The organism is Bacillus aerius (assembly GCF_029894105.1).
GTDB classification, from domain to species: Bacteria; Bacillota; Bacilli; order Bacillales; family Bacillaceae; genus Bacillus; species Bacillus altitudinis.
In genome coordinates, this window is record NZ_JARYHO010000001.1 from 2,165,830 (window position 1) to 2,186,867 (window position 21,038).

20 protein-coding genes are annotated in these 21,038 nt (G+C 41.8%); 5 read left to right on the forward strand and 15 right to left on the reverse strand.

Annotated features, from left to right (window positions below; translation table 11 throughout):
- Window positions 1-166 precede the first annotated feature (166 nt).
- Window positions 167-514 carry a DinB family protein gene (locus M2353_RS11140; RefSeq protein ID WP_284725419.1) on the reverse strand — a complete coding sequence of 116 codons (348 nt, stop codon included), beginning with the start codon at window positions 512-514 and terminating at the stop codon, window positions 167-169.
- Between the two features lie 117 nt (window positions 515-631).
- Window positions 632-2,245, reverse strand: coding sequence for a M20/M25/M40 family metallo-hydrolase (locus M2353_RS11145; RefSeq protein ID WP_284725420.1), 1,614 nt, complete (start codon window positions 2,243-2,245; stop codon window positions 632-634).
- 140 nt (window positions 2,246-2,385) lie between these two features.
- On the opposite strand from M2353_RS11145, the gene namA reads away from it, so the two are divergent.
- Together namA and M2353_RS11155 are read left to right on the forward strand one after the other, a co-directional pair.
- On the forward strand, window positions 2,386-3,402 hold the full coding sequence (namA, locus tag M2353_RS11150; RefSeq protein ID WP_061419551.1) for an NADPH dehydrogenase NamA: 1,017 nt from the start codon (window positions 2,386-2,388) through the stop codon (window positions 3,400-3,402).
- 119 nt (window positions 3,403-3,521) lie between these two features.
- Window positions 3,522-4,286, forward strand: a complete 765-nt coding sequence (locus M2353_RS11155; protein WP_041091946.1) for an alpha/beta fold hydrolase — start codon at window positions 3,522-3,524, stop codon at window positions 4,284-4,286.
- Window positions 4,287-4,330: 44 nt separating this feature from the next.
- On the opposite strand, the gene M2353_RS11160 is transcribed toward M2353_RS11155, so the two are convergent.
- On the reverse strand, window positions 4,331-5,638 hold the full coding sequence (locus M2353_RS11160) for an aspartate aminotransferase type Ic (protein WP_039165881.1): 1,308 nt from the start codon (window positions 5,636-5,638) through the stop codon (window positions 4,331-4,333).
- Window positions 5,639-5,777: 139 nt separating this feature from the next.
- The gene (gene rnz / locus M2353_RS11165) at window positions 5,778-6,707 is read right to left on the reverse strand and encodes a ribonuclease Z (RefSeq protein ID WP_039165882.1); all 930 of its coding nucleotides are present in this window, start codon (window positions 6,705-6,707) and stop codon (window positions 5,778-5,780) included.
- A 222-nt stretch (window positions 6,708-6,929) separates the two neighbouring features.
- Here rnz and zwf point away from each other — a divergent pair, with 222 nt between their 5' ends.
- Window positions 6,930-8,405: a glucose-6-phosphate dehydrogenase gene (zwf, locus tag M2353_RS11170; protein ID WP_008342269.1), complete on the forward strand. Its 1,476-nt coding sequence runs from the start codon at window positions 6,930-6,932 to the stop codon at window positions 8,403-8,405.
- A 49-nt stretch (window positions 8,406-8,454) separates the two neighbouring features.
- On the opposite strand, the gene M2353_RS11175 is transcribed toward zwf, so the two are convergent.
- The 9 genes from M2353_RS11175 to M2353_RS11215 all read right to left on the reverse strand — a co-directional run bounded on the left by M2353_RS11175 (window position 8,455) and on the right by M2353_RS11215 (window position 18,065).
- Window positions 8,455-9,177, reverse strand: a complete 723-nt coding sequence (locus tag M2353_RS11175) for a GntR family transcriptional regulator (protein WP_008342268.1) — start codon at window positions 9,175-9,177, stop codon at window positions 8,455-8,457.
- Between the two features lie 175 nt (window positions 9,178-9,352).
- The gene (locus M2353_RS11180) at window positions 9,353-10,759 is read right to left on the reverse strand and encodes a glycoside hydrolase family 1 protein (RefSeq protein WP_284725421.1); all 1,407 of its coding nucleotides are present in this window, start codon (window positions 10,757-10,759) and stop codon (window positions 9,353-9,355) included.
- Window positions 10,743-12,089 carry a PTS cellobiose transporter subunit IIC gene (gene celB / locus M2353_RS11185; protein WP_284725422.1) on the reverse strand — a complete coding sequence of 449 codons (1,347 nt, stop codon included), beginning with the start codon at window positions 12,087-12,089 and terminating at the stop codon, window positions 10,743-10,745. Before celB ends, M2353_RS11180 begins: the two co-directional genes overlap by 17 nt.
- Window positions 12,090-12,115: 26 nt before the next feature.
- Entirely contained in the window at window positions 12,116-12,448 is a 333-nt protein-coding gene (locus M2353_RS11190) for a PTS sugar transporter subunit IIA (RefSeq protein WP_017357943.1), read from the reverse strand.
- A 3-nt stretch (window positions 12,449-12,451) separates the two neighbouring features.
- The gene (locus M2353_RS11195; protein ID WP_008342261.1) at window positions 12,452-12,763 is read right to left on the reverse strand and encodes a PTS sugar transporter subunit IIB; all 312 of its coding nucleotides are present in this window, start codon (window positions 12,761-12,763) and stop codon (window positions 12,452-12,454) included.
- A gap of 577 nt (window positions 12,764-13,340) precedes the next feature.
- The gene (locus M2353_RS11200) at window positions 13,341-14,126 is read right to left on the reverse strand and encodes a glucose 1-dehydrogenase (protein ID WP_041091776.1); all 786 of its coding nucleotides are present in this window, start codon (window positions 14,124-14,126) and stop codon (window positions 13,341-13,343) included.
- A gap of 13 nt (window positions 14,127-14,139) precedes the next feature.
- Window positions 14,140-14,985: a GRP family sugar transporter gene (locus M2353_RS11205; RefSeq protein WP_024718904.1), complete on the reverse strand. Its 846-nt coding sequence runs from the start codon at window positions 14,983-14,985 to the stop codon at window positions 14,140-14,142.
- 315 nt (window positions 14,986-15,300) lie between these two features.
- Complete coding sequence (gene gndA / locus M2353_RS11210) at window positions 15,301-16,710, reverse strand: NADP-dependent phosphogluconate dehydrogenase (RefSeq protein ID WP_025207592.1); 1,410 nt, start codon at window positions 16,708-16,710, stop codon at window positions 15,301-15,303.
- A gap of 98 nt (window positions 16,711-16,808) precedes the next feature.
- Complete coding sequence (locus M2353_RS11215) at window positions 16,809-18,065, reverse strand: DNA polymerase IV (protein ID WP_007501120.1); 1,257 nt, start codon at window positions 18,063-18,065, stop codon at window positions 16,809-16,811.
- Between the two features lie 120 nt (window positions 18,066-18,185).
- Between M2353_RS11215 and M2353_RS11220 the strand changes: the two genes are divergently transcribed.
- Both M2353_RS11220 and M2353_RS11225 read left to right on the forward strand, forming a co-directional pair.
- On the forward strand, window positions 18,186-18,467 hold the full coding sequence (locus M2353_RS11220) for a hypothetical protein (RefSeq protein ID WP_284725423.1): 282 nt from the start codon (window positions 18,186-18,188) through the stop codon (window positions 18,465-18,467).
- A gap of 25 nt (window positions 18,468-18,492) precedes the next feature.
- On the forward strand, window positions 18,493-19,311 hold the full coding sequence (locus M2353_RS11225; protein WP_007501121.1) for a membrane protein insertase YidC: 819 nt from the start codon (window positions 18,493-18,495) through the stop codon (window positions 19,309-19,311).
- A gap of 126 nt (window positions 19,312-19,437) precedes the next feature.
- Here M2353_RS11225 and M2353_RS11230 read toward each other — a convergent pair whose 3' ends face one another.
- Window positions 19,438-19,902, reverse strand: coding sequence for a chemotaxis protein CheW (locus M2353_RS11230; RefSeq protein ID WP_008342245.1), 465 nt, complete (start codon window positions 19,900-19,902; stop codon window positions 19,438-19,440).
- A gap of 14 nt (window positions 19,903-19,916) precedes the next feature.
- Window positions 19,917-21,038 (reverse strand): tripeptidase T, encoded by a 1,122-nt coding sequence (locus M2353_RS11235; protein ID WP_035390776.1) that lies wholly within the window; start codon window positions 21,036-21,038, stop codon window positions 19,917-19,919.

Below are 21,038 nucleotides of genomic sequence, written 5' to 3' on the forward strand. Positions count from 1 at the left end.
TTGATGACAGGTGCTTTTCATCTATCACTCGATGCTCTCATGGATATGATGGCTTTGATTTGATCGAGGTGATGAATTTCATGTAAAGCAATGGTTTCAGCTAATATTTGGACTGTCATCACTCCTTCTTCAGGATGGAGACCTGAAAAATCCCATGTATCCTTTTCTAATAGTTGTAGTGTAGTGTTTTGTTTCTGCTCTCTTTTAAGCGCTCGATCAATGCACTGACCTCTTGTGCGGTATACGTTTCATAAGCTCTTCCCTTCACATATATCTCTGGATCATATGATGCGAAAAGCGTGTGCTCATTTGATATTGCCTGCTCTATCCGCTCTGACCAGACTTCTTCTGTATCATACAAATGTCCAACAATTTGTTTAATCGACCACTTGCCTTCCCCAAAAGATTCATCTAATGTAGCCTCATCACATGTCCATAATAACTCCTCAAGCTTACGCAAACTCTCTTGAAGTGATGTCATGATCTCTGTTTTTTTTAGTACTCCTGTTTTCACTCTCACAATCCCCCTTCAAATATATGTAAGTATCATTCTATATCATACTCTATTTCTTTAGACAGAAGGTGATTAAAATCAAAAAGAAAAGCCCTATCATGGCGATAGGGCTTTCACTTAATTCTTTTCTAGTAAAGCATGAATTGTTGATTCTAAGAGCGACGGCAAAACGCCAAAAGAGAATGGGACATGCAGCCGTTCTGTCCATTTGTGCGCATCCTTTCCTAATGGACCAACGTTGATGACAGGAACGTTAAGAGCTTCTTTTTCTCCTTGTGGTAACGAGTAGCCTTTTTGGTATAGCGGCATGTTGGCTGTATAATCGGCTATATCTTGATTTTCAAGCTGTAAGTAGCTTAAATCAGATAAACCAGGAAAATATTTGACTTCTTCTACTTCGATTCCATAGATCTCTTTTGCTTCTCTTTGAATCTTCTTTAAGGTCGTTTGAATATGCAGATCGTTTGTTGAAGAAACAGATGGGTAAAATGGCGGACTATAAAACAACACAATCAGTGCTCCATCTTCCTTACAAAGGGTCGTCAGTTCTGATACAATTTTGGTTGAAAAATCACGATCCCCAAGCTCACCCCGGTTGGCAAAGGCGTAGTTGACAATTCGCTCGACCTCCTGCTTGCCGGATCGTTCAGCAGCTTTTTCGTACAGCTCATGATACGTTAACACCGTGATGTTTGTATCGATGGGTGTAAAATGTTTAAAGCGTTGAAATGCAGCCGTTTTCTGTTTGAGATTGGCTTCGATTTGGACTGCTGCTTGTTTCGCAGTTTCATAGAGGAGCCCGTGAAGCTCTTCACTAGAGCGGTTCATCATCAGCACATTAAATAAAGAAACAGCCGTGTGAGGCGTTTGAACAGAGTAAGCTTCTTTCAAATCCTTTTGCATCAAATTGGTCGGAGGCGGTGTCACTTCACCATCTACTTCCTCACAATAATCACTATTTAGTTCTAACAGCCTGTTTAATTCAGATACCATAAAATTTGCATTTAATCCTGAGAAGGGCTCACCTACATGTGTTTCAATTCCTTTGCAGAAAAATCCCGCAAGTACCTTCCCTATACTACCTGTATAGATGTATTGGTGCGCATCCCCGGGATACTTTTCAAACATCGGCTCACTGTTTAAACACGCGGTATACTCAAGGTCATACGTCTCCTTGAGCTCCTTTAGTTTCGGAACAGCCTCCAGCATCCCCTGTGAATTCACTTCTTCATCTGGCACTGTGACGAGCAGAATATTTCCTTCAAACCTCCCTGCCATCGCTCTTTCCAGCATGGAAAGCTGGACAGTCAGGCCTGCTTTCATATCCATGGACCCTCGTCCAAACAGCCAGTCACCTGAAGCTAAATCCTCTCTTGCCCTTTTTGGAAGAAGTGCACTTTTTTGAGAAAAGGACGCAATTAACTCTTCGGGCTTACACGCCATATTTTGAAATTCTCCGTAATCCTCTGTATCGACGACATCAAAATGGCTGAGGAGTAAAACAGTACGTGGCAGCGTACTTCGTTTGACAAGTGCCGTTAAAAAATACCGGCCATCTTTCATTGGATGCAAAGCCAAGTGATCAGGATGCTGCTCAAAATATGGCCGCTCCCTCAGCAAGTAATATAAATATTCCGCTAATGCGACTTCTCCCGTTGTACCAGATATGCTTTCATACTGCATCAGAGCTGTGAGTAGCTCCTTTAGTTCACTTTCCGTTTGCCATTTCATCCGTTTATCCCCCTTTGATGTCCATATCTTTCATTATACAAAATCATGTTCAAAAGCTATATGGTTTGAGCACCTTTTATGACGAATGTTTGAATGACTGTTATAATCGGCTATACCATTCTATGAGGAGGCGAAGGTAATTGGAAACAAAGCTTTTTTCACCTTGGACATTAAAAGGTGTCACACTCAAAAACCGCATCGTCATGTCCCCGATGTGTATGTATTCATCCTATGACCGTGATGGAAAATTACAGCCTTTCCACTTTGCACATTATATTTCCCGTGCGCAAGGTCAGGCCGGATTAATTATGGTCGAGGCAAGTGCTGTTTCACCTGAGGGAAGAATTAGTGATCAGGACCTCGGAATTTGGAGTGATGAGCACATTGAAGGGTTTGCCTCATTAAACGAACAAATCAAAGCGTACGGAACAAAAACGGCCATCCAGCTAGCCCATGCAGGACGCAAGGCTGAGCTAGATGGTGACATTCTTGCTCCATCCAGCATTCCATTTGACGAGCAATCTAAAAGACCTCTTGAGATGTCTATCGATCAAATAAAAGACACCGTTCAGGCGTTTCAAGATGCCGCTGTCCGCGCCAAGAAAGCTGGATTTGACATCATTGAGATTCATGGTGCGCATGGCTATTTGATTAACGAATTTCTCTCACCGCTTGCCAATCACCGGACAGATGAATATGGCGGTTCACCAGAAAATCGTTATCGCTTCTTGAGAGAAGTTGTTGATGCAGTCAATGAAGTGTGGGATGGACCATTATTTGTCCGTGTATCCGCTTCTGATTACACAACAAAAGGACTAGATATTGCAGATTATATTGGCATTGCCGCATGGCTGAAAGAGCAAGGAGTCGACTTAATTGATGTGAGCTCAGGCGCTGTGGTGCAAGCCAGTATTAAAACATTCCCCGGCTACCAAGTCACCTTTGCTGAGAAAATAAGAGAAGGTGCCGGCATCCAAACAGCCGCTGTCGGTATGATCACATCTGGTGTACAGGCCGAAGAAATTTTACAAAATCAGCGTGCTGACTTGATCTTTATCGGCAGAGAATTTTTACGGGATCCGTATTTCCCAAAAACAGCCGCTAAAGAGCTTCGTACATCCATCGAAAGCCCGCGCCAATACGATCGCGCTTGGTAACATCTTTAAGCAAAAAGGTGTCTATTTTTTGAAATAGGCATCTTTTTTGTTTTTAAGAGAAACATCTTTGCCTTTTGTGCCGTCTTTTAGCTAAAGAACCACTTAGAGGAGATGGAAGAATGAACTCGGCATTGATTGAAAGAACGTATCATATAGATGGACATCACTTTTATACAAGGCATCGTCAAGGAAAAAAGCAAGCCACCATTATTTTTGAAGCAGGATATGGAATTTCAGGCGATACGTGGGCGAATATCGCTCGTGATATTGACCCAGAGCTTGGTGTTTTCTTATATGACCGTTTAGGCAATGGAAAAAGCAGTGAAAGCAAAGAAGGAAGAACTTTGCATGATCTTGCGGATGATTTAGATACACTCTTACATCAAGCCAATATTCAGCCGCCATTTCTCATTGTGGCGCACTCATTTGGCTCTCTTGTCAGCCGCTTATGGGCAAGCCGCAGAAAAGAAGATGTTATCGGTATGGTCCTTCTAGACCCAGCAAGTGAGGAGCAAGAGCAGGTCATTCTGCCACTCTTATCAAAGGAAGAACGCACTTCATATATGGCGCAATTCACAGCAGAATGTACACATGAGGACTTTGAGCAAATGCTGCGTACGATCAAAGAGGAGCAAACGCATTATGGGATGATGCCCCTTCTTGTCATTTCATCAGGCAAAAGCCGCTTGTTTCATCCAGCACATGAAGCTTGGCTCAGGCTTCATAAACGAATGCTCACATTATCATCCCAAAGCGGATGGATTCAGGCGCAGAACAGCTCGCACTATATTCATCACGATGAACCACATATTGTGCAGCTTGCGATTTATGATGTATGGTGTGCAGCAAAACAGCCTGTCTCTTATTATCAAACAGCCAACTAAAAACAAAAACTCCTTGACCGGACATCAGTCAAGGAGTTTTTTCATTATACCGTTGGTGCTGATTGACTTTTCTCAGACAGCAACTTTTCAATGCTGACAAGCTGAACGCATAACGTAAAGATGTCAATCGCCTGCTCTAGTTCTTCAAGTGTTGGGAACGTTGGCGCAATACGGATGTTACGATCAAGCGGATCGTTTCCATAAGGATATGTCGCCCCTGCACCTGTTAGTGTCACACCGGCTTCTTTCGCTTTTTGCACAACAGCTTTTGCACAATGATCGAGTGTATTTAAGCTAATAAAATATCCGCCATTTGGTTTGTGCCACTCAGCGATGCCTGTTCCACCAAGCTTTTCATCAAGGATCGAAAGAACGAGGTCAAATTTCGGCTTAATAATCGCTGCATGCTTTTTCATATGTTCCTTCAATCCTTCTGGATTCTTGAAGAAACGAAGGTGTCTTAATTGATTGATTTTATCTGGCCCAATGGTTTGAACTGATAGCTGTTTTTGAATAAAGCTGACGTTGTCCTGACTAGATGCCATCAGTGCAACACCCGAGCCTGGGAACGTAATTTTAGAAGTAGAGGCGAACATAAACACACGGTTTGCATGTCCTGCTTTGTCTACTGCTTGAAAAATATCTTTTAACGTATCAGGCGTATCTGTTAGATGGTGGACTGCATAGGCATCATCCCAAAAAATACGGAAGTCGTCTGCTTTTGTCTGCATAGAAGCAAGACGGTCAACAACCTCATCTGAATACGTAATGCCGTCAGGGTTACTATATTTCGGTACACACCAAATCCCTTTAATGGCTTCATCTTCTGCAACCAATTTTTCCACCTGATCCATGTCAGGTCCATCCGACTTCATATCTACCGTAATCATCTCTATGTTAAAATGCTCACAAATGGCAAAATGACGATCATATCCTGGGCTTGGTGCAAGGAATTTTACCTTTGGAAGCTCTCCCCAAGGTGTTTTGCTGCCATATACGCCGTGAGTCATAGCACGTGCAATTGTGTCATGCATCATATTCAGACTAGAATTACCGCCAATGATGATTTGTTCTGGCTTCAGATTGAGCACACTTGCAAAAAATTTCTTTGTTTCAGGAAGGCCTGTCAAGCCGCCATAGTTTCGCACATCTGTACCATCCTCAGCTGTCATTGCATCCTTTGATGTCACGACATCGAGCATGCCCATAGATAAATCGAGCTGTTTTGGTGAAGGTTTCCCTCTAGACATGTCTAAGTGTAAGTTTTTACTTTTGTACGTTTCATATTCTTTTTGTCGTGCTGCATATAGGTCATTTAATTCTGCTTCACTTAACGCTGTAAAACCGCTCATCTTTGATTGTGCCTCCCGTATTCTTCATAGTGTAATTCGTCATTTGTTTTTTCTTCACCATTTTACCACTACCTGAAAAAGAGCGTCATCATAAATATCAAAAAAATCACACAACTTTTTTTGACGATTCATCCAATTTTTACAGGGTACGGTCAATAGGAAAAGAAAAGAAATCATGTGCAGCTTCAGTCAGCGGGAATATATCGCGGGCTTCTTTGAGTAATTGTTTCAGTGACTCTTCCCCTTGGTACCTTGCACTAATATGGGTCAAAATCAGTCTTTTTGCGCCTGCTTCCTGCGCTGTTTTTGCTGCCTGTTCTGTCGTACTGTGATAATAATTATAGGCTAGTTCTGCATCTTCTTTCCCAAATGTTGCTTCATGGACTAACACATCCGCATTCTTGGCAAGCCTTGTTATATTCTCGCACAAACGGGTATCTCCTGAAAATGCAACGATTCTCCCTTTTTTAGGGGGTTCCAAATAATCGGTTCCATCAATCATTCTTCCATCTTCGAGTGTAACGGTTTCCCCATTTTTCAACTTCTGATACAAAGGTCCAGGTTTTACACCGATTTTTTTTAGGTCTTCGGCTTTTAGTGCACCAGGTACATCTTTTTCCACGACCCGATAACCGTAAGCTGGGATCCCATGAGACACTCGTCTTGCTTCTACTTGAAAGGTCTCATCTTCAAAAACGATCCCTTCCTCTATTTCTATGATATGCAGCGGATAAGTCAAATGCGTTTGTGTCGCTGAAAGTGCCGCGTTTACAAAAGCTTTAATGCCGCTTGGACCATATATCGTCAATTCATCCTCTCCGCCTTGAAAGGACCTGCTGCCAAGCAGACCCGGGAGACCATATACATGATCACCGTGCATATGCGTGATAAAGATCTTCTCAATTTTTCTTGGTTTAATCGTTGTATGTAATATTTGATGCTGCGTCGCTTCTCCGCAATCAAAAAGCCACACGGCTTTTCTCTCTTCTAAAAGCTTCAGCGCAGTGCAAGTGACGTTTCTTGTTTTTGCAGGAATGCCTGCACCTGTTCCTAAAAAGAGCAGTTCCATTACGATTTCCTCCTACAGCCGGTATACAATCTCTTCATTCATATAGAATACATGAAGACAGGATAAATGTGAATTCAGCGGAATTTTTGAAAAAAGTCAAACTCGGGCAGAAAAAGTCGAATCAAATGTTTGCTTTACGAACAATGAACCTTTAAAATAAAGAAAATGTACATACATTCTCGGTTTTTACAACAATGCTACGAATAAAGTGAGGTACTTTTCGTGAATACAGAAACTAACTATCCAAAAGCAGTCATTGTCATTTTTGGCGCAACAGGAGACCTTGCAAAACGCAAGCTCTACCCTTCTATACATAGACTTTATCATAGCGGAAAGCTTGGAGATCAATTCGCCGTTGTAGGTGTTGGACGTCGTCCTTGGTCTCATGAAGACCTAAGAGCTGTGGTAAAAGAATCGGTCTCTTCTGATGATGCAGAAGCAAAAGCAGAGGAATTTATTTCTCATTTCTATTACCATGATTTTGATGTCTCAAGCCCTGCTTCCTATCAAGCACTGAACACGCTTCTTTCTGGTCTTGAAGATACATACAGTATCCCGAATAACCGGATGTTCTATTTAGCGATGGCACCAGAATTCTTCGGAACCATTGCGAAGTTTTTAAAAAGTGAAGGCGTATCAGAAACGACTGGATGGTCTCGACTTGTCATTGAAAAACCGTTTGGTCATGACCTGCCTAGTGCCAAAACATTAAATGAAGAGATCCGAGATGCATTTACAGAGGATCAAATTTATCGTATTGACCACTATCTTGGTAAACAGATGGTGCAAAACATTGAGGTAATTCGTTTTGCGAATGCGATCTTTGAACCGCTTTGGACAAACCGCTATATTTCAAACATTCAAATCACATCGAGTGAATCATTAGGTGTCGAAGACCGTGCGAGATATTACGAGAGTTCTGGTGCACTGAGAGATATGGTACAAAACCATATGCTTCAAATGGTTGCACTACTAGCCATGGAGCCACCGATTAAGCTCAATACAGAGGAAATCCGTAGCGAAAAACGGAAAGCATTGCGTGCGCTTCGTCCATTCTCGAAAGATGAAGTGGATCAATTCTTTGTCCGCGGACAGTATGATGCAGGAACGATTGATGGCAATATGGTTCCTTCCTATCTTGAAGAGCAAAATGTGGACCCAAACTCCAACACAGAAACATTCGTTGCAGGGAAACTTCTCATCGATAACTTTAGATGGGCAGGGGTACCATTTTACATTCGTACAGGAAAACGTCTAGAAAAGAAATCCACTCAAATCGTCGTTCAATTTAAAGACATTCCGATGAACCTGTACTACGGAAACGGGAATTCCATGCATCCAAACTTACTTGTGATTCACATTCAGCCAGACGAAGGCATCACCCTTCACCTGAATGCTCGCAAGCTTGATGGCGGAACGTATGCTAAACCAATTAAGCTTGACTATCAAACAAATTACAACGACATCATGAATACACCAGAAGCGTATGAAAAGCTAATTCATGACTGTTTGCTAGGTGACGCAACAAACTTTGCCCACTGGGATGAAGTAGCACTGTCTTGGAACTTTGTTGATCCAATTTCAGAAAAATGGGCTGAAACCAAAACGTTAAAACCAAATTATCCTGCTGGTTCTATGGGACCAAAAGAAGCAGATCAGCTTCTTGAAAAAGATGGATATCACTGGTGGAATATATAAAATCAACAAAAAAGAGCAGTCTCCCGATTGAGGGGGTTCTGCTCTTTTTTTAAAGTCGTGTTTTCGTAATTTCAACTGTTGAAAAATCAAATTTATCATAGCGATGATGGCTAAAGGAATATTCAAACGGCCGGCCTGTGTTTAAATAAGCCACCTGCTCCACTTCTAGCACCGGATCCGTAGGGTCACAGCCTAAATATTGCTGATCAAGCTGATCTGATTTAGCCGCTCTAATTTTTTTGTGCGCTCCTGCTACTTTTAATTGCAGTGTGTTTGTAATGTAGCTATAGATGGAACCCAATAAAACCTCTTCATCTATTCCCTTAATGACATTGACAGGCATAAAGGTTTTTTCTAATACATATGGCTCTTCTTCTACCAAACGGAGCCGAATAATGTCATAGACGGGTGTGCTTGAGTCAATGGATAAATGAGCTGCCACCTCTTCACTTGGAAAATGCACATCAAAGCGAATGATTTGGCTCGTCACGTTTTTATCTGCCATCACTTTCGTGAACCCTTTATTTTCATGACCTGATACGTTGATCGCACCTTGATTTAGTGCTGCCTTCACAATAAATGTGCCATGACCTCTTTTTCTAAAGAGCAGACCTTCCGCCACTAAAAGATCGAGCGCACGCTTCATCGTCATTCTGCTGCATTTAAATTCAGCGGCAAGCGAGTTTTCATCTGGAATGGGTTGATCTTCTGGATAATATGCTGTTCCTATTCTTTTTCTAATTTCTTCTGAAATGAGTTCGTACTTTGTCATCTCACACCACCAACTGACTTGTTTTTTCATATCCTATTATAGCGCTTTCTAGCCTTCCTCTCATTCTACACTAAGCCTAGTGCGCTTAAAAGGTTCGAGCCACTTTCATTTCACCCCTTTCATCTTTACATAAGAAAAATACTTGCCCTTTTCAAGGAAAGAGCAAGTATCTTGATTAGAAACCATTATTCTCTGAAACCGATTGAAACCAATAGCCACTTTTTTTGATGGTACGTTTCCCGTCTTCCTCAAGGTCCACTGAGACAAATCCATAGCGATTTTTATAGGCATTCGACCATGACCAATTATCCATAAACGTCCACAGATGATAGCCTTTTACATGACTTCCTTCTTGAATGGCTTGATGCACCCATTTAAGATGCTCAGAAATAAAATCAATGCGGTAATCGTCATGAATCATTCCTTCTTCATCCTGAAACCGCTCTTCTCCTTCGACACCCATTCCATTTTCAGAAATAAAGCATTCAATATTCCCATAGTCTGTCTGGACTTTTTTCAATATATCGTAAATACCCTTTTCATAGATTTCCCAGCCGCGGTACACATTCATTTTTCTGCCCGGCATTTCAAAAGAATCGAAATAATGATCTGGCATAAATGGTGCATCAGGGTGAGGCATATGTTCCTTTGCTTTCACTCTTCTTGGCTGATAATAGTTGATGCCGAGAAGGTCGATCGTGTTCTCTTGAATGAGTTCAAGGTCTCCTTCCTCCATAGCCGGCATCAATCCTTCTTTCTTTAACACGTCCACTAGCTTTTCAGGGAAATGTCCTTTCACTGCTGGATCTAGGAAGGACCGGTTAAAGAAGACGTCAGCCATCTCAGCTGCTTCGACATCCCGCGGATTCTGGCTTCGCGGATACGAAGGAGTAAGGTTCAAGATAATGCCTATTTTCCCATCCTGCTTCATCTCTTTATAAGCCGCAATGGCCTTAGCATTTGATAAAATCTCATGAAATCCAACTTGCACTGCCTTTTGGAAATCAACTTCGTTTGGATAATGGAAGCTATACATATATCCACCCTCTACAGGGACAATCGGCTCGTTATGGGTAAACCATTTTTTCACCCGGTCGCCAAATAGCTGAAAACACAATGTCGCATAGCTGACATAATCGTCTACAACCTGCCTGTTTACCCATCCTCCCGTCTCCTGCAACGCCATTGGCATATCAAAATGATACAAGTTCACAAACGGTTCAATGTCACTGGCTATCAGTTCATTGATCACATCATTGTAAAAAGCCACAGCTTCTTCATTAACAGCCCCTTTTCCCTCAGGTAAAAGGCGTGACCATGAAATAGATAGACGAAACGAGTTGTGCCCAATCTCCTTCATGAGGCGGATATCCTCTTTGTATTTACGATAAAATTGCGAGGTTACACCTGGACCGACGCCCTGAAAAAAACGATTCGGCTCTTTTTCAAACCAGTGATCCCAAATGTTCGGTCCCTTTCCATCTCCTGGATAACTGCCTTCTGTTTGCGTAGCAGAGGCAGAAGATCCCCACCAGAAACCTTCTGGAAATGTATATGATTGACTGTTAGTTTCCATCGACATGTATTGAGTCTCCTTCACCTTTGATGTTTGTTTGTTTCGTTTTTTCTGTCGTGACTATTTTTTCATTTTTCACATTCATACGATCAATAAATTTTAGGAACGGGAACCAAATGACAAACACAATCATTAAATTAAACAGCTGAAGCAGACCGCCCGCTAATGAATTTGTTGCCATGACTCCGCTAATAAAGATCGGGACTGTCCAAGGAATATTCACGCCTGTCGGAGGCGGCACAATACCTGCGGCCATCGCAAAATAAGAAATACAAGTAATCACCATTGGCGCCAAAATCCATGGAATGAGAATAAGCGGGTTCATCACAATCGGTAAACCGAAGATAATGGGTTCATTGACGTTAAATAAACCTGGTCCTAAGCCGAGCTTTGCTACTTGTTTCAATTGCTTACTTTTAAGAAAGATTAAAATCGTAAACACAACAGCTAGCGTCATACCGGTTCCACCCATACCCACTGTATAGATTTCGATAAACTGCTTGCTGATGATGTTCGGAACCTCACCTGTTTTTGTGTAGCTTTCTAGATTTTGAATGGACAATGTATTCCAAATCGGGTCCATGACAGAGTTGATAATAATTTGGCCGTGGAGCCCAAAGAACCAAAGAATTTGTATAAAGAAAATAGCGATCAAGGTCGGAATGATACCGCTCCCAAGTCCGACAAGCGGCGCCTGAATCGCATTGTAAATCAAGTCATGCATGTTGGTTTTGAACCCTTGTGTAATGATGATATTGATCAGTAAAAAGGTTGTAAGTGTCAAAGTAGCCGGGATAAGTGCAGCAAAAGACTTAGAAACAGCTGGCGGAACCCCTTGCGGCATATTGATGACAAATTTCTTTTGGACAAAATAGCGATAAATTTCAGCTGACAAAAAGCCTGTGATCATTCCAAGGAACATTCCCTTTGCGCCTAAACGATCGACTGGGATGACGCCTGCAATGGATGCACCGCCCTCTTGTTCTAGTAAAAATGGCGTAAGGAGCAGGAAAGAGGCTAAAGCGATCACACCGCCAAAGACAGCTTCCACATCATAGCTTTTCGATAAATAGTAGCCAATCCCAAATACAACAAACACACTCATAATGCTGATGGTCGCACTAGGTGCAATATTTAGTGCAGACTGAACACCTTCCAGTGCTGTTTGACTCATGATCTTATCTAAAAATGGCAAATTCATTAATACGACCATGATGGAACCAAAAATTGTTAATGGGAACGCAAGCATAAAGGCATCCCTTAATACCCCTAGATAGCGATTGTTGTTCAATCTCCCAGCAACCGGAACCAAAATCGCACTTATTTTATCAAACATTGGTTTCCCCCCCTTGTTTACACCCTTTATTGTTTCAGTGATTGCAATATCGGTAAGAGCTCTCCCACAAGCTCTTTTATTGTCATCGTTGACATGAAATGATCTTCGGCATGCATGAGCAGCAAGGAGAATGAAATCGTTTCTCCGCTTGCCTCTTGCTGTACCATTTGAAAATGGATATCATGTGCATTCCGCAAATCATCTTCCGCTTCTTTGAGAAGGTCAGATGCTACTGTTTCATGACCTTCTCTAAATTGTTTAAGAGATTGAAGCAATTTGCTTCGTGCATTTCCGCTGTGTAAGATCAATTGAAAACTGATTTGTTCTTCCGTGAGTCCTTCGAGCGTTTTCTTTTCCATCCTTTAAGATTCCCCCATCAATGAAACCGCTTGTTCATACGCTTTTTGACCATCTGCTAGCCCATACGCCTGCATATCGATGACCTCTACTTCAATCCCATATTTTTGAGCTTCTTTTTGAAGATCCCCTTTTAAAAAGCTCATTTGCGGTCCAATTAATACAACATCGGCATGTGCCATTTCTTTTCTCGCTTGGTCTTGTCCGACTGCCCAAATCTCTGCTTCCTCCCCTATAGACTCAGCATGTGCTTTCATCTTTGTGACTAGTAAACTCGTAGACATACCTGAACTGCATGCTAATAAAATACGTTTCATTTCTCTCACCCCATTGTTGTAATAAAAGCGCTTCCAGTTAATATTATATATTTTTATTTTAAATGTCTAGACATTTAATTTTATATGTATGTATTTTATTTTATAAATGACCGTATCAATACTCACATCAAGCTTTCAGAACAAAAGAGATCTCATCCAGATATGAACGAGACCCCTTTTCTTTTAAAAAATACTCTCCGAATGAACCATAAAGTAGCTTCTTCTTCAGAAGACAGTCTTTGAGAACTTTGTTAAAATAAGTGCTAATGACTTAGCTCATTCAAAAACCCATAAATCATGAGAAGTAACTGCCCCGAGATGGAAACAGATGCTATTCCCACTCAATTTCATGGATAGGTAAACGTCTTTTGCTGCTACTTTACGAATCTATTCATATCTTTGCAATCAAAATTTGTGTAAGGCCTGTAAAAGAAACGAACATATTTGAATAGGGCGTATAAACGGATAAAAGCGTGTGAATGTTTATACACACGCTTTTCACTAGTCTTCACATGCACATACTAGATCATAATTTGGTGTTGTGTTATCCTCTGGGCCCAGCCCGTGATCATCACGATTATCCTTTTCCTGCTTGGAATCCAGGGTACTTGGTCATACCGCCGTCTACATATAACGTCAACCCTGTCACATAGCTCGCCTCTTTTGATGCAAGCCAGACAGCACATGCTGCCACTTCTTCCGGTTTTCCGATATAACCAATTGGTATCAGCTCAATGACGCCCTTTTTCAATGCTGGATCATCAAATTTTTCGGCATTGATCGGGGTATCAATTGCGCCTGGTGCAATGCTGTTTACACGAATTTTTTTAGGCGCATATTCTAGTGCCAGCGTTTCCGTCAAAAGCTTGGCGCCTCCTTTACTTGCTGCATAATGGACAAAATGAGGCCACGGAATTTGCTGATGGACCGACGACATATTAATAATCGACCCCTCGATCCCGTGTTCTGTCATATACTTTAATGCATCACGGCACCCTAAAAACATACCTGTTAAATTGGTGGACATCACTTTGTTCCAGTTATCTAGCGTCATTTCAGTTGAAGGAACTTCATTTTCAATTCCTGCATTATTGATCATGACATCAAGACTGCCATATGTATTGACAGCTTGATCAATCATCGCCTTCATATCCTCTTCTTTTGAAACATCCCCTTGAATTTTGACAGCCTGTCCGCCACTTTTTTGAATCTCAGCAATCGTGTCGTCCGGGTTTTCTTTATCTGAGAAATAATTGATCACTACATTGGCTTTTTCTTGTCCAAACCGGCGTGCCATCGCCTGACCTATCCCTGTACCTGCTCCTGTGATGAGAACTGTTTTCCCTTCCAAATCTGGATACATTCGCTTAAACCTCCTATTTTGTAAAACCTAGTAGCACACCGCCTGCGATAATCATCAAGCAGCCTGCAATGACAAAGCTTGTTTTTGATGCTTTCTCTTTTAATAAATAAATACCGCCTAAAGTCGAGATGACAATTCCTGTTTGAGACATGGAAAAACTTACTGCTACGCCAATGAGTGGAATCGCCAAAAGAAGTCCTAGATTTCCTGTCGACCACACAAGACCAGCAATGATATTTCTGAACGTATATTTGCTAAACGGGTCTTGCTTTAGACTAATCGCTAACGATGAAAGCAGCATGCCGACAGATTGCGGAACGAGCGCAGACCAGCCATCTATATGAAACCATCTTAAAATGACGACGTATCCGACGTAGCCTACGGTTGAGATGAGCAAAATGATAATTCCCTTTTTAAAATTGCCGCCTTCGTTTCCGCCACTCTTTTTTTGACCGAGGGATGTCATGACAACGCCAGCAATAATAAATAAAATGGCACAAGAACCAATAAGTATGACCGTCATGGTTTGCCATTCTTTGAAGACAATGACACCAAATAATGTCGTGCTCACAAGCTGCATACCCGTTGATAAAGGAACAGCCTTTGACACCCCTAGAAAGGCGACACTTGAAAGCTGATTCATTTGCCCTATACTCCAAAAGATCCCAGAGATAACGGAAACCGCAAAAATAAGCGGTGTCAGTTCCGGCATTTTGATCAAATAGGCGCCGATTGAAAACAAAAAAGCGCCGAGGGTAATGCCGAGTGTTTGCTGATAGGCATTCCCGCCAAGTTTGACACTGATGAGAACAATACTTCCCCAAAATATCGCTGGGAGAAGTGCATATAAAATGCCCACTTCTATCCCTACTTTCTGTTCTTTTTTACTTAGCATCCCTCTTTTTCGGATTTTTAGCCGAATAGATGTAAACACAAAAAAGACCTTACCAAAGGTAAGGTCACAGCGTGTAGACAAACCCTCGCATTCGGTGTCAGTCCTGCGTGCTGGTGCTCACGAATGTCAAATTCGCTTCGCTCCAGTACTCGGCCTTCCTAGCCTGCAAAGATTTTCTATCACGCTAAAAAGAAGACAAAGGGCTAAAATCAAGTTCATTTTAGCCCTTTGTCAACAATCTAAGACCTTACCAAGGTAAGGTCTTTTGAGGTTTTATACTTATTTCATCCATTCAGTATGGAAGACGCCTTCTTTATCTGTACGCTCATACGTATGTGCGCCGAAGTAGTCACGCTGTGCTTGAATTAAGTTAGCTGGAAGGACAGCTGTACGATAGCTATCAAAGTAAGCAAGTGCACTTGAGAATGAAGGAACAGGAACACCTTGTTCTACTGCAAGTGAAATCACTTTACGAAGTGATGATTGATAGCTTTCTACGATATCCTTGAAGTAAGGATCAAGCAATAGGTTTTTCAATTCAGGGTTACGGTCATATGCTTCTTTGATTTGCTGCAGGAAGGCTGCACGAATGATACATCCACCGCGGAAGATCATCGCAATTTCACCGTATTTCAAATCCCAGTTATACTCATCAGATGCTGCTTTCATTTGCGCAAAACCTTGTGCATATGAGCAGATTTTACTCATGAAGAGAGCTTTTCTAACAGCTTCGATTAATGCTTGTTTATCTTCAGCTGATTGAGTTGGCTCAGGCCCTTGAATTAATTGACTTGCTTCCACACGCTCATCTTTCATCGCAGAAATAAAACGAGCGAAAACAGACTCCGTAATGATTGGAAGCGGGACACCTAAATCAAGTGAGCTTTGGCTTGTCCATTTTCCAGTTCCTTTTTGGCCAGCTTTATCTAAGATGACATCTACTAGCGGCTGGTTCGTTTCCTCATCCACTTTTGTGAAAATGTCAGCTGTGATTTCGATTAAGTAGCTGTCAAGTTCGCCTTTATTCCACTCTGAGAATACTTCATGAAGCTCCCCTGCTGATAAACCAGCGACATGCTTCAAGATAAAGTATGATTCAGAGATCAATTGCATGTCTCCGTACTCGATACCGTTATGAACCATTTTGACATAATGTCCTGCTCCATCTGGACCGATATACGTTGTACAAGGCTCACCATCTACTTTCGCAGAGATGGCTTCTAAAATTGGTTTCACTAGCTCGTGCGCTTCTTTTTGACCGCCAGGCATGATAGAAGGACCTTTAAGTGCGCCTTCTTCACCGCCAGAAACACCTGTACCAATGAAGTGAATACCACTTTCCGCAAGCTCTTGGTTACGTCTTTGTGTATCCTTGTAATATGTATTTCCACCATCAATTAAAATGTCACCTTTCTCTAGGTGAGGCAGTAATGATTGAATGGTTGCATCTGTTGCTGCACCCGCTTTTACCATTAAAAGAATTTTACGCGGCGTTTCAAGCGATTGAACAAATTCTTCAATGCTGTATGTGCCTACAACGTTTTTCCCTTGTGATTCTTGAAGAAACTCTTCTGTTTTGCTGCTAGATCTGTTATAAACGGACACGGAGAAACCGCGGCTTTCAATATTTAGGGCAAGGTTTTTCCCCATAACGGCTAGTCCAACGACACCGATTTGTTGTTTTGACATAATTCTGACGTCCCTTCTAACACACTATATTGATTACTGCTGAAATGATGTACCCTTTGAAATTACCACAACATCACCTCTTTTATCAAGTTTTCAGGCTAGTCATTTCCTCTTTCGTCCTGAAAAAAGTCTTTATTAAAACTTGTACCACTTGTTTTGCTCTCTTTTTCCTTAATGGTCACTCCTCTTTGAATGAGTGGTTTACCGTATTTTTCTTTCAGTCCGTCTAAAAGAGATTGGAGCGGTTCGTCTTTTGCATCTTCTGTATAAGAGAATAAATCAAGTTGCTTGACGGCTGATTTTCGTTCCACAAGATCGGTCCCCGTCACACCTAAAAGTCTTACAGGCTGGTCATTCCAATGCTTTAGGAATAGCTGCTTTGCCGCCTCAAATAGATCTTCCTTTCGATCAGTTGGATTCGTGAGTGTGACGCTCCGTGTGATATTTTTCCAGCTTGCATACCGAATCATAATGAGCAGCCGGTTTGCCATCACTTCTTTTCTTCGTAATCTGGCACTCACCGATTGCGACAGTTTCTCTATTAATGAAACGAGTTCATCTGTATCATCAGAATCGTGAGGAAGAGTGGAAGAATTGCCGACAGATTTAAATTCGTATATTCTTTCTGGGTCGACAATGCCGTCATGCTCTCCGTTTGCCTTTTGCTTTAACCTCGGTCCATTGATGCCTAATAACTCTTTTAGCGCATATTCATTCGCTTTCGCTAAATCTTCAATTGTATGAATTCCGATGGTTTTCAGCTTATCTGCCGTTTTCTGTCCAACCCCATGCATGTCACCTGCAGGGAGCGGCCAGAGCATTGTCGGGACATCTCGTTTACGCAAAATGGTAATGCCCATTGGCTTTTTCCAATTAGATGCCATCTTCGCTAGAAATTTATTTGGTGCAATGCCAATACTCGAAGGAAGCATGAGCTCTTCTACGAGCCTCGTTTGAATATCATGAGCGGTTTTCACGGCATGCTCAGCATAAGGTGTATCGGTTAAATCAATATAGCCTTCATCAATTGAAACGGGTTCAACTAAGTCACTATATTCTCTTAGTATGGTAAACATTTCTTGTGAGGAGCTGCGGTACCGGTCGAAGTTGGGTGTACGCACAATCAGTCCCGGACATAGCCGCTTCGCTTCCCAGAGTGGCATCGGCGGCTTCACCCCGAGTGCTCTTGCCTCGTAGCTGCAGGTCACAACTATCCCTTTGCGTTCTTTTGCATTTCCGCTAATGGCTAAAGGTTTCCCTCTCAAAGAAGGATCATACGCCATTTCTACCGATGCATAAAAACTATTCATATCAATATGAAAAATGATTCGCCCCTTCTTTTGAGAATCAGCCATTCGCTTGCCTCCTTAGGTGATCTACTTTCCTTCACTTCACCGTGATCTCACCTGTTTGTTCCATTAGACATTTCATATGGTGTATAGTACACTGTGAGTAATGAAATGGATGTGATAATCATGATTATTGATACATTCAATGAAGTCTTTTTCCTTGTTGAATTCTTTACGATTATTCTTCCAGCGCTGACCGCCATCGGTGTTGCTTTCTTATTAAAAGACTGCCGAATGAACGAGCACCTCGGAGGACATCGTTTAGAAGAGTTGGATGCATCTTGTTTGAATCGAACAGACTTTCTGTTTATCATATATGATCGCATTACAACTTGGATTAGTAAAGTCATTCGAATGAAAAGATCATCAAATGATGATGAAGACCATTCGCTTCCTCTCACTTATTAGATTTTATTATTGAGGAGGAAACGAATTGAAACGTTTATTGACTATTTGTACGACTTTATTTTTGATGATGGTAGCGTCACCGGCATTTGCTGCAAGTGCGCAAACAAATACAAGCTCTGATGGGTTTTTCCATCATTATTTTGTTCAGCCTTTTTCTGAGTTGATTATCTGGCTTGCGAACTTTTTCCATGATGACTACGGTTTATCTATTATGTTCGTGACATTGATTGTCCGGCTGCTTATTTTCCCGCTTTTTGCAAACCAATTTAAAAAGCAGAGAGTGATGCAAGAGAAAATGGCACTCGTTAAGCCTCAGATTGACCAAATACAAAGCAAATTGAAAAAAACAAAAGAACCTGAAAAACAAAAAGAACTGCAAATGGAAATGATGAAAGTATATAAAGACAACAATGTGAACCCGCTGGCAATGGGCTGTCTGCCGATGCTGATTCAAATCCCAATTGTTCTTGGCTTTTACTCTGCAATCCGCTCAACACCTGAGATTGCGACGCATTCGTTCTTATGGTTTAACTTAGGACAAACTGATCTTTTAGTGGCGATCTTTGCAGGGGCCATGTATTTCTTGCAATTTTATGTCACACAAAAATTCGCAAAGCAATCAGGCACCCAAACAGAAGCCGCACTGAAACAAGCAAAAATCATGGGCATGATTTTCCCAGTCATGATGCTGTTTCTATCAATTAATGCTCCCGCTGCTCTTCCTTTATATTGGATGACAAGCGGACTTTTACTCACCATTCAAACGATTATATTAAATGTGATGTACCAAAAATCAAAAACAAAAGCTGCGGCAAACGATTCAATTAACCCAGCAGCTGAATAAATGATAGCCCCCTTACCCGAACATGGTAAGGAGGCTTTATTTGTCTTCTGTAGAGCGCAACAAATAAAAGATGCGTGAGCTCCGGCACACAAAATGACCCCTTATCCATGGATAAGGGGCCTTTGTTTATGCCAATTCCTCTTTCAATCGCTCAGGCAATTGATCCAGATCCTCGATTTTCCCTAGAAACTTATTAGGGTCCACTTGTAAAATCATCTTGTTCTCTCTCTCAACGACGCCGAAGAAATATTCAGATGCTTTTGTGTTCATATGAAATGGCTTGATCTCACTTAGCTCGATATCAATGATATCTTTTGCATCAGAAACAAGGCAGCCAATCATTTGATCGTTTAATTCAAATAGTAGAACCTTAGACTGTTCGGTTACATCCAGAGGTTTTCCGTGCAGCATGACACCTGTGTCACTGACTGGAATGACCTCTCCTCTTAACGACATGAGTCCTTTAATCTCTTTTGGAAGGTTCGATACTTCTTGTAAATAAGGGACCTTCTCAATTGAGCGTATATGTTCTACGCTGATACCAAAATCCTCTTGTCCCACCTGGAAAATAATGATCTTTTGCGTGCTCACAGAGTCTCCTGCCTTTACGATGGATTTGTCGTTTCTTCGATAATGGCGAGAACCATTTCAGCTGTCTTGACTAATTCTTCAATCGGCATTTTTTCATTTTTCGTATGAATATCTTCATATCCAACAGCTAGGTTGACGGTCGGGATGCCGTTTCCAGCAATGACGTTTGCATCACTGCCTCCCCCGCTTGTCTGTAGTTCTGAAGGACGGCCAATTTTCGCAGCCGCTTTTTTCGCCACTTCAACGACTTGATCGCCGTGTGAGAATTTAAAGCCTGGATACATGATGTCAATTTGTACATCGGCACTTCCGCCCATTTCTTTAGCGGTTTTTTCAAAGGCTTCTTTCATTTTCGCTACTTGCGCTTCCATTTTTGCCGGTTCTAAAGAACGTGCCTCTGCCAAAATATCCACTTGATCACAGACAATATTCGTTTGTGTTCCGCCTTCAAAGCGGCCGATATTCGCCGTTGTTTCTTCATCAATACGGCCAAGCGGCATGCTCGCGATCGCTTTTGATGCAATCGTAATCGCAGAGACGCCTTTTTCAGGTGCCACGCCTGCGTGAGCTGTTTTTCCGTAAATGGTTGCACGTACTTTCGCCTGTGTTGGCGCAGCCACGATAATGGTACCGACCTTGCCATCTGAATCAAGGGCATAACCATATTTTGCTGTCATCAGTTTCGGATCTAACGCTTTTGCTCCTACAAGTCCTGATTCTTCACCAGCTGTAATGACAAATTCAATCTTGCCATGCGGTACATTTTTCTCTTTTAGGACACGGATCGCTTCAAACATCGCGGCAAGCCCTGTTTTATCGTCAGCACCAAGAATGGTTGTGCCATCTGTCTTGACATAGCCGTCTTCAATGACTGGCTTAACACCATTACCTGGTACAACTGTATCCATATGAGAAGTAAAATAAATCGTATCTGCCTCTTGATTCCCTTCAAGTGTGCATATAAGATTGCCTGCTCCATGGCCGGTTGTCTCTTTTGAATCATCTTCAACTACATTAAGCCCTAAACCAGTAAATTTCTCTTTTAGGACTTCAACAATTTTTTCTTCATGTTTCGTTTCTGAATCGATTTGAACAAGTTCTAAAAATTCGTCTAATAAGCGTTTCTCATTGATCAT